The sequence below is a fragment of the Paraburkholderia sp. RCC_158 genome (assembly GCF_041355255.1).
GTDB lineage: Bacteria > Pseudomonadota > Gammaproteobacteria > Burkholderiales > Burkholderiaceae > Paraburkholderia > Paraburkholderia graminis.
Genome location: NZ_JBFUPM010000033.1, coordinates 35308 through 44534 on the forward strand (window position 1 = coordinate 35308; position 9227 = coordinate 44534).

A 9227-nucleotide genomic window follows, 5' to 3' on the forward strand; every position below is an offset into this window, starting at 1 on the left:
GACTCATAGGTCGATCACCAGCTCCTGGGTCGTCGCTCTCGACACGCAAATCATGAGCGACTTGCCCTCGCGCAGTTCCGCGGCGCTCAGTACAAAGTCGCGATGATCGACCTTGCCTGACACGATCGCCGTCTCGCAGCTTCTGCAAAGCCCTTCCCGGCACGAAAACGGAGGCGTCAGGCCATGCCGTTCGAGGCAATCGAGAATCGATTCGTCGGGCTCTACCGTGTATCGCGCGCCGTTCCGGGCAAGGGTGACGGTGAACAGTTGCGGGTCGCCGCGCTCGCGCTCGTCGGCTGGAGCCCCGAATCGCTCGAAATGAACGCGATCCGCACCGATGCGCAAGTCGTGGGCGCGCGCCGCAACTGCGTCCATGAGCCCGCCCGGTCCGCAACAGTAGACATGCTCGGCGGGTTTCACGTCAGCGAGCATGCCGCTGACGTCATGCGGCACAGCGGCTTCGTCGTCGACATATAGACGAATATCTCCGCCGAGCGCGAGCAACTCGTCCAGGTAAGCCGCGTGTGCTCGCGAGCGAACGCAGTAGCTCAACTGCCACGGAAGCTCATGACGCTCACACCAGCGGATCATGCTGAGGATCGGCGTGATGCCAATGCCGCCGGCGATGAAGCGATGACAGGCCGCTTCGGCCGATAGCGCAAAGAGCGAGCGCGGCTCGCTGATGCGCAGCGTGTCGCCAGGCCGCAGCGATTCGTGTATGTGCGCCGACCCGCCCCGCGACGCCGCGCTTCGGCTTACGCCGAGGCGATAGCGTGTCGGATCGATCGGGTCGTTGCACAGTGAATATTGACGGACGAGCCCCTCGCGCAAATGAACGTCGACGTGCGCTCCTGGATCGAATGACGGAAGGCTTGCCCCATCCGCTCTGCGCAATTCGATGTCGAGTATGCCCTCAGCTACACGCGCAGTTTTAGCGACGACGACTTCGATCACGACGTGGCCTCGCTCATCCGCGCGGCCGCGGCGCCTTCTTCGTCGATCCGCTTGTTCACGGCCCGGCGAAACTGCGAGAGCGCTGCGTCGATGCCGAAAGCCAACATCCTGAACCCGGGATCGAGCGTGAGATTTCGATGCTGCGCAGTCACGATGTCGCGGTCCTCGTCGAACGCGTCGACAACCGCCTGATGAATCGAACGCGTCACGTCGGGCTGATCGAGCGAGAAATTATGCGGGTGAGCAAAGAAATAATGCGTCGAATTTTCGGTTTCAGGCGTCAGGGCCTGGCAGCCGCGAAACTCGACTGCGCCGACGCGAACGCCCTCGGGCGCACCCGTGCCCGCGGGCGCCATGCCTGAATCCATGCGCAGAATCGCCGGCACTGTGAAGTCGTAGATGTTCCAGCGGTCGACCTTGCCCGGCCACGCGCGAACGGCTTTGGCGAACGGCGGCGGCTCGGTGTCGAGTGTCCATCGCGTGATGCGTACACCGTCTTCGAGTCGTTCGACTTTCGGCTGGCTCGCTGCGTAATCTTCGCCGCCGCCTAGCGTGGTCGGATGAACAAAGGGCAGATGCGAAAAATCCAGCAGGTTGTCGCAGATGAGCAGATAGTTGACGTCGTAGTGAATGTAGCCGGGCAGCGAGCGCCATTCGGGATCGTGGACCCAGTGCGTATCGGGAATCGTGGACGGATCGGCCAGCGCGGGATCGCCCATCCAGATCCAGATCCAGCGGTAACGCTCCACGACCGGAAACTGTCTGACCCTGGCCTGCGGCGGAATCCGCTCCTGAGCCGGAGCTTCGACACACGCTCCATTGCTGTCGAATTTCAGGCCGTGATACATGCAGCGAACGCAATCGCCTTCACGCCGCCCGACCGACAACGGTGCGCCGCGATGACAACAGCGATCCATCAGCGCGACGACTTCGCCATCCTCCTTGCGGTACAGCAAAACAGGCGTGCCGATAATGGTGCGCGAGAACAGATCGGCGCCCTCGACCTCATGCGACCAGGCGGCCACATACCAAGTATTCCTGATGAACATTCTTGTCTCCCGATTCGTTATAGCGCGTCGTTCTTCAACGCTTGACGCCACGATAGGTTTGCCCGGATCATGCGTCAACCTGATGGGACTAATTCCCCTAATGCATGCCATGCATATTCGCGACCTCGATCTCAACCTGCTGGTGCTGTTCGACGCCCTGCTGCGGGAACGCAGTGTCACGCGCGCCGCCGCGGAAGTCGGGCTGTCGCAAGGCGCGATGAGTCACGGACTCAACCGGCTCAGGACGTTTTTCGAGGACCCGTTATTCATCAAGACGTCGGCCGGCATGCAACCGACGGAGAAGGCCGTGTTGCTCGGCACGACGGTTACCGAGGTCATGACGGCACTGAGACAGCGCGTCGTGTCGCAGGCCCGCTTCGATCCGGCCAGCGCTCGCCGCACCTTCGTGATCAGCATGACCGACATGGGCGAGCTCGTTTTTCTGCCTCCGCTGATCCGCCGCTTGCGCAAGGTCGCGCCTGACTGTGCGGTGCGCTCCGTGCAGGTGCCGCTCGAACAGATCGAGGCGACGCTCGCCGTCGGCGAAGCCGATCTCGCACTCGGCTCGGTGCGCGCGGCGCCCGAAGGACTATTCCAGCAACGCCTGTTCTTGCACAGCTTCGTCACGATGGTCAGCGTGCGCAACAAGGCGGTCGGCAAAACGATCAGCCGGGCGCAGTTCGAGCGCATGCCGCAGATCGTCGTCTCGCTGACCGGCCGCGCGAGCGCTGCCTACGACAGCGCATTCGACGAATACGGCATCAAGCGCAACATCTATTTGACCACGCCGCACTTTCTGGTCGTGCCGCATCTGATCGACGCACAGCCGGATCTCATCGCCACGGTGCCGCTCGAACTCGGCAACGTCTTCGCGCGGCTCGGCACGATCAGGATCGTGCCGCCGCCGGTGCCGTTGCCGCCGTTCGCGCTCCACCAGCATTGGCACCCGCGATTCCACGACGATCCCGCCAATATCTGGCTGCGCCATCTGATCAAGGAAACGTTCGACCGCTATCCGGATTTCGCGGACGACGAGGCCTGAAATCAGCCCCGCACATCGAACACCGCAAACGGCGCAGTCGCACTTGCCACGCGCCGCGTTCCCGTCTCATCGTAAAGGTCGGCTTCCACGAACGACACGCGCCCGCCGAGACGTTTAACGCGAGCGTCGGCGATAAAGTCGCCCACGTATCCCGGCTCGATCATGTCGACGGTGAGACTGATCGTTGCGCAGGTTCGCCCATGCGGCAGTTTGGCGAGCAGCGCCAATGCCATCGCGAGATCGAGCATTGAAGCAAGGGTCCCGCCCGATACCACGCCATTGCCTTGCACGGAATGCGCCGGCGCACTGAAGCGGATGGACAGCGCTTCCTCGCTGCCCGCGAGCAATGTGGCGCGAAGCGAGGTCAACGCGGGATTCATATCGAGCGCGACGTTGCTCGCTTGCGCGGACAGAAGCTCGTGAAGAAAGGCGCGATCAGGATTGTCCCGGCGCAGCGTCGGTTCGATGACGTCAGCCATGCTGTTGTGCGACGCAGATTTGCCGCTGGCGGCCCAATCCCTCGATCTCGGCTTCCATCACATCGCCGTCGCGCAGGAAACGGTTGTAGTGCGTGCCGTTGCCGGCCGGCGAACCCGTACAGATGACGTCGCCCGGCAACAGCCGCGAATAGCGCGATATGTATTCGATCTGCCGCTCGATGCCGAACAGCATGTCGGCGGTCGTCTCGTCCTGCATCACTTGCCCCGACACCGTGAGCCGCATCTTCAGACGATGTGGGTCGGGAACGAATGCCTTCGGCACCAGATAAGGACCGAGCGGCAAAAAGCCCGGTTGTCCCTTCGAGCGCAGCCAGTCGGTGCCGAGCATCTTGTAGTCGGTACGTGGAATGAGATCGCGCGCGGAGATGTCGTTGGCGATGGTGTAGCCCGCGACGTAATCGAGCGCCTGGTCGCGCGGAATCCGATACCCGCTGCGTCCAATCACGACGGCGAGCTCGAGTTCCCAGTCCGGCTTCTCTGTCGTGACAGGCAACACCAGCGGATCGAACGCCCCCGAGACCGTGGAGACCGGCTTCGTGAAGGCGTACGGCTCGCCGCTCGCAAGCCGCTCGTCCATCATCGCTTCCGCCCAACGTCGAAGGCCGGCCTCGTCGAGTCCTTCGGGACCGACCTTCGCATCCACCGTGAGGTCGACCACATGCTTGCGGTAATTCGCGCCCGTGCAAAAGATCTGACGCGGCAGATCGATCGCCGGATGCGTATGCAAATCGGACAGCGCATACCATTCGCCGTTTTCCTCGGAGACCTGTGCGGCGAGACGGGCTAATGCGGGCTCGCTCGTCGACCAGTTCTCGAGCAGCGCGAGCACGCCGCGTGCGTCCGCCAGATCACGTTCGCCATGACGCGCGGCGAGTTCGGCGAGCGAAGCCACGCGATCATTCACGACGAAGCCCGCAAACCGGGCACCATCATTTCCCACAGAAAACGTTCCGAGCGCGTAGTGCTTCACTGCTGTCCTCCCATGTATTGCCCGATCATCGAATCGTCGACGATGCTCGAATAGTCATTGTCCGCACCCGCGAGACCGAGCGAGCGGCGGTGCGCGATAAGCAGCGCGACGCCCTCTGCCGATGGACGCAGCGAGTCGGGGTTCTGCGCGATCATTGCAGCGGCGACGGGCTCAGGAAAACCAGCGACGAGCACTGCCTGCGTCGCAAGTTCAGCGCTCCCGCTCACGCGCCGGCGCGCTCGATCCAGCGCTCCCAGCCACGCGGCGACGCTGGCGTTCGCCGCGCCGCCCTGGCGCATGACGACGCCCTGCCCCGGAAAATCGGCATACGTGTCCTGCACGTTTGCGATGCATGCAAGCCCTGCCGCTTGCGCCATCGAATCGAATGGCGGCCCGAGCAAGGTTGCGTCGCCGTGTCCCGCCACGAGCGCGTCGAAGCGCTCCTTGACGCCGCCCGCGGGCGTCAGGCGCACAGCATCGGACGCGACGCCCGCATCGCGCAGCATCGCCCTGAGCGCAACGACGAAGCCGTTGTCGGGCGCGTCGACCAGCAGGTTCGTGCCGCGCAGATCGTGCAGCTTGCGCAGTGGCGGCCGCGCGATCACCGTCAACGGCGTGGTTCGCTCGATCTGAGCGACGACGCGAAAATCTCGCGGCCCCACGCGGCGATTCCAGCCGATGACGTTGTCCATCGAAGTCACGACCGCATCCACCTGCCCGGCCAGGAGCGCGTCGAACTGCTCGTCCGACGAACGGTTGCGAGCGGCATCAACCGCGATTGCCTGCGCGTCCTGATTCGCGACGAGCGCAAGCAGCGGCGGCACGAACCACATCACGCGAATTTTTTCTGTCTCCATGAATCCCGGCCGTTGTCGTTTGAATGCCCTCATTACAAAACGGACCGTTCATATTTGTCAAGCGCGAATGCGGCCGAAAACTGCTGATCGGTCCTGCTCATTTTCCCTATTGACAGCCAACCACGACTCATTAACGATACGGTACGACTCGTTAATGGAGAGAACATGGAGATGCTGGCAAAAGATCAGGGCTTGCAGCAGGCGGATGTGGACGGGTATCGACCGGTCAGGCGGATCGTCACTGGCACCAATACGCAGGGTAAGTCCTGCTTTGTGTCGGATGGACCCACACCGAACCGGACGAACCGGCCGGGGCTGCCACTTGCGCATGTGGTGTGGGCCACCGGCGAAGCGCGCGCGCCCGGCGACGAGCCCGCGCCGGCCGGTCACGCGTTCCCGTTCCATTCGAAAGGCGGCTCGCTGCTGCGCATCGTCGACTTTCCGCCCGATAAAAACTACGACGAAGCGCAACTGAAGCAATTCCTCGACGACAGCGGCGTACGCGACAAATCGGGCGCGCGGCATTTCTGGTTCCACAAAACGGAGTCGCTCGACTATGCCATCGTGCTCGAAGGCGAAATCTGGGCGCTGCTCGACGAAGGCGAAACCCTCATGCGCGCAGGAGACGTTCTGATCCAGCGCACGACCAATCACAGCTGGGCGAACCGCTCGGACAAGCCGTGCCGGATGGCCTTCGTGCTGCTCGATCTCGTCGAAGGAGAACCGTTGTGAGCAAGGCGATCATTACATGCGCCGTGACAGGCGGCGCTCATACCCCCTCGATGTCGCCGTTTCTGCCGGTCACGCCGGAGCAAATCGCAGCGGAATCCATCGCGGCCGCCGAGGCCGGCGCCTCGATCATCCATCTGCATGCCCGCAATCCTCAGGACGGCCGCCCTTCCGGCGATCCCGACCTGTTCAGGCGCTTCGTGACCGCCATCAAGTCGTCGACCGACGCCGTCATCAACATCTCGACGGGCGGCGGCGGTCCGCACATGTCCATCGAGGAACGCGCGGCGGCGGGCCGCGCGCTCAAGCCCGAGATGTGCTCGCTCAACATGGGCTCGCTGAACCTCGTGCTGTCGGAGATGGCCGAGCGCGAGCGCGAATGGCGACATGACTGGGAAGTGCCTTTTCTGAAGGGCACACGCGGGCTGATCTTCCGCAACACCTATGACGACATCGAGTGGATTCTCGAGCATGTCGGAAAGGCCGGCGGTACGCGTTTCGAATTCGAGTGCTACGACGTCGGCCATCTGTACACGCTGCAGTACTTCCTCGAGAAGGGTCTCGTGAAGCCGCCGCTTTTCGTGCAGACGGTGTTCGGCTTGCGCGGCGCGATGGGCGCGCACGCCGAGGACCTGTTGCATCAGAAGCGCACGGCCGACCGGCTGTTCGGCAACGACTACCACTGGTCCGTGCTCGCGGCCGGCAAGCATCAGATGCCCGTCGCGACGATGGCGAGCCTGATGGGCGGCAACGTCCGCGTCGGCCTCGAGGACAGCCTGTATATCGGCCGGGGAGAGCTGGCTCAAAGCAACGCCGACCAGGTGCGCAAGATTCGCCGGATTCTTGGTGAGCTTGGCATCGAGATCGCCTCGCCAGATGAAGCGAGACGGATGCTCGATCTGAAGGGTCACGACCAGGTGGCCTTCTAGCAGTCCGCAGACGGCGACACGTTGCTGGCGCTATGCGTCGGAAGCAGCCAATACAAAAACATTGGAGACGAACATGACTGATCTTTCCGCTGAAACGCGGCCCGCGCGCATAGCCGGTGCCAGGCACGGCTGGCTGTTGATGGCCAGTTGCTGGCTTTCTTCTACCGGTGCCGTGCTGATTGCGCCTGTGCTCCCGCAGATGCGACACGACTATGCGGGTGTTCCGAATGCCGACGTGCTGACGCTCGTCGTACTGGTCATTCCGGCGCTGATGATCGCGTTGTTCAGCCCGCTCGTCGGATCGCTGGTCGACGCGTTCGGACGCAAGCGCCTGTATCTGGGCGCGGTGGCGATCTACGCGGTCGCAGGCGTGCTGCCGTTCCGGCTGAACAACCTCTACGCGATCGTTGCGTCACGCGCGGTGATCGGTCTCGCGGAAGCCGCGATCGTCACGATCGCCACCGCGCTCGTCGCCAATTATTTCTCCGGCGTGCGGCGACAGAAGTGGCTGACGATGCAGCATGCGTCGGCCTCCGTCGTGGCCGCCTTGATGTTCGCCGTCGGCGGAGCGCTCGGCAGCCTGGCGGCGGGCTGGCGCACACCGTTCCTCGTCTATGGATGCGCGATCCTCTTCCTTCCGTTCATCGCGGTGATGATCTGGGAACCCGAAGACACGCAACTAGAGCAGGCATCCGCGCACAAGTTGCCGTTTCCGTGGCGCGAGATCGGTCTTCTCTGTCTGCTGATTCTTTTCGCGTCGGTCATGTTCTTCGTGGTGCCTGTGCAGATCAGTTTCCTGCTCGCCGCACGCGGCGTCACGGCACCCGCGATGCTCGGGTTGGGCGGCGCCATCGCCAATGCGGGCATTCCAGTGGGCTCGTTTGCGTTTCACCGACTCGCGCGCTGGCCGATCAACCGGCTTCTTGTCATCGCGTTCGGACTGCTCGCCTTTGGCTTTTTTGTCATCGCATCGTGTCCGGGCGCCAACGCGACCGTTGCGGGCGCGTTTCTCGCGGCGGCGGGTGCGGGCATGGCGCTTCCGCTTCTTGGAACGTGGACGTTGGCACGCGTGCCGTTCGCGCAAAGCGGCCGAGCGACCGGCGGGTACATGGGCTCGTTCTTCCTCGGTAATTTTCTGAGCCCGCTCGTCGTCGAATCGGTCGGCAGATTTGCCGGCGGCCTCATCCAGGCCGTCGCGTGGATGGCGTTAATGTGCGCCGCCACGGCAATCGTGGTTCTGATCCTGACGCTCGCAAAGCGCGGACCGAGGGAGTCGGTGCATGCGGCACAGTCTAGCCGTGTCACGCCCGTCTGATGTCCTTGGCGTCCCGGCTTGCTGACGACCATCGTCCGCCGCACTCCCCGTCGTCCAGACTGCCAGCGGCGGCGCAAAGCTCAGGAGCCGCAGAAAGACCTCACAGCAACGGTCTGGTAACGGGAGCGCATCCAAGGGGGACGTGCTCGCAGAAGGCAAAAGACGGCGTGCCACTTTCAACTGGCGATGACCGCAACGTCCGACGCTCAATCGACGACGGAATCGCTTGGGCAAGTCCAATGACCGCTGGCAGGTCACGAACGGACTCCAAAGCGCTCGCAATGGGAGATGTTCAATGTCTCATAATGGCCCACCCCGGTCCGACGTCGACCGGCCAGCGTGCTCCGGCCACAGAACGGCCTCGTCGGGGAGCAGTCGACCCACTCCGGTCAGATAACTTTCTCCGAACCGGTCATTCAGCCAAATCTAGGTTCCGCGAAGTAGAGTGCCGATAAGCGGCCGCTGGCGACCTTACCCGATCGGCCAACTGCGGTCGTTGGTAAGGATTTTCACGCAGACATACGGATGTCTGCTCCCGCCAGACAACGGACCTCAGTGCATGGTGGAGCGGCCCCCCGCTCGCGTTCCCGCAGTTTCATTCTTCTTGTTTTCCTACAACTAGCGAAAAGCGCTACAGCGTCAATAATGCCGTTTCCCTAGATGTGTCGATCATCCCGCTACCTCCTTTGATGCGTTTCGTGCGGGCGCGCACATACATCCTGCGGGCACGCAAAGACACTTCACCCCCAGCAATCTCCGTATAAACGCAGCAGCTGTATGCTGGCTTATTGCCAGACATCGATCCCCCGGACGGTCACCTCAAACTCCTCCACTTGTGGTCGCGCAAACTCCTCCACCCGGCAGCAGGACAAGGTTGTTTTT

9 protein-coding genes are annotated in these 9227 nt (G+C 62.9%); 4 read left to right on the plus strand and 5 right to left on the minus strand.

The genetic code is table 11. From position 1 onward, the window contains the following. Positions 1-3: 3 nt before the first annotated feature. A complete protein-coding gene (locus AB6809_RS33800; protein WP_371028240.1) occupies positions 4-954 on the minus strand; it encodes a 2Fe-2S iron-sulfur cluster-binding protein in 951 nt (316 codons plus the stop codon). Continuing rightward, positions 951-2003: a Rieske 2Fe-2S domain-containing protein gene (locus tag AB6809_RS33805; protein WP_371028241.1), complete on the minus strand. Its 1053-nt coding sequence runs from the start codon at positions 2001-2003 to the stop codon at positions 951-953. The genes AB6809_RS33800 and AB6809_RS33805 overlap by 4 nt, the downstream gene beginning before the upstream one ends. Positions 2004-2112: 109 nt before the next feature. Here AB6809_RS33805 and AB6809_RS33810 point away from each other — a divergent pair, with 109 nt between their 5' ends. Then, positions 2113-3045 carry a LysR family transcriptional regulator gene (locus tag AB6809_RS33810; protein WP_371028242.1) on the plus strand — a complete coding sequence of 311 codons (933 nt, stop codon included), beginning with the start codon at positions 2113-2115 and terminating at the stop codon, positions 3043-3045. 2 nt (positions 3046-3047) lie between these two features. On the opposite strand, the gene AB6809_RS33815 is transcribed toward AB6809_RS33810, so the two are convergent. The 3 genes from AB6809_RS33815 to AB6809_RS33825 are packed head-to-tail and all read right to left on the minus strand — an operon-like array spanning position 3048 to position 5372. Next, positions 3048-3524: a PaaI family thioesterase gene (locus AB6809_RS33815; RefSeq protein WP_371028243.1), complete on the minus strand. Its 477-nt coding sequence runs from the start codon at positions 3522-3524 to the stop codon at positions 3048-3050. Next, the gene (locus AB6809_RS33820) at positions 3517-4485 is read right to left on the minus strand and encodes a fumarylacetoacetate hydrolase family protein (protein WP_371028244.1); all 969 of its coding nucleotides are present in this window, start codon (positions 4483-4485) and stop codon (positions 3517-3519) included. The genes AB6809_RS33815 and AB6809_RS33820 overlap by 8 nt, the downstream gene beginning before the upstream one ends. A 26-nt stretch (positions 4486-4511) precedes the next feature. Further along, positions 4512-5372 carry an ABC transporter substrate-binding protein gene (locus AB6809_RS33825; protein ID WP_371028245.1) on the minus strand — a complete coding sequence of 287 codons (861 nt, stop codon included), beginning with the start codon at positions 5370-5372 and terminating at the stop codon, positions 4512-4514. Between the two features lie 165 nt (positions 5373-5537). On the opposite strand from AB6809_RS33825, the gene AB6809_RS33830 reads away from it, so the two are divergent. The 3 genes from AB6809_RS33830 (at position 5538) to AB6809_RS33840 (ending at position 8345) form a co-directional block, all read left to right on the plus strand. After that, positions 5538-6104 carry a cupin domain-containing protein gene (locus tag AB6809_RS33830; RefSeq protein ID WP_371028246.1) on the plus strand — a complete coding sequence of 189 codons (567 nt, stop codon included), beginning with the start codon at positions 5538-5540 and terminating at the stop codon, positions 6102-6104. Next, the gene (locus tag AB6809_RS33835) at positions 6101-7030 is read left to right on the plus strand and encodes a 3-keto-5-aminohexanoate cleavage protein (protein WP_310074299.1); all 930 of its coding nucleotides are present in this window, start codon (positions 6101-6103) and stop codon (positions 7028-7030) included. Before AB6809_RS33830 ends, AB6809_RS33835 begins: the two co-directional genes overlap by 4 nt. Positions 7031-7103: 73 nt before the next feature. Beyond that, positions 7104-8345, plus strand: coding sequence for an MFS transporter (locus tag AB6809_RS33840; RefSeq protein WP_371028247.1), 1242 nt, complete (start codon positions 7104-7106; stop codon positions 8343-8345). The last annotated feature ends 882 nt before the right edge of the window (positions 8346-9227 follow it).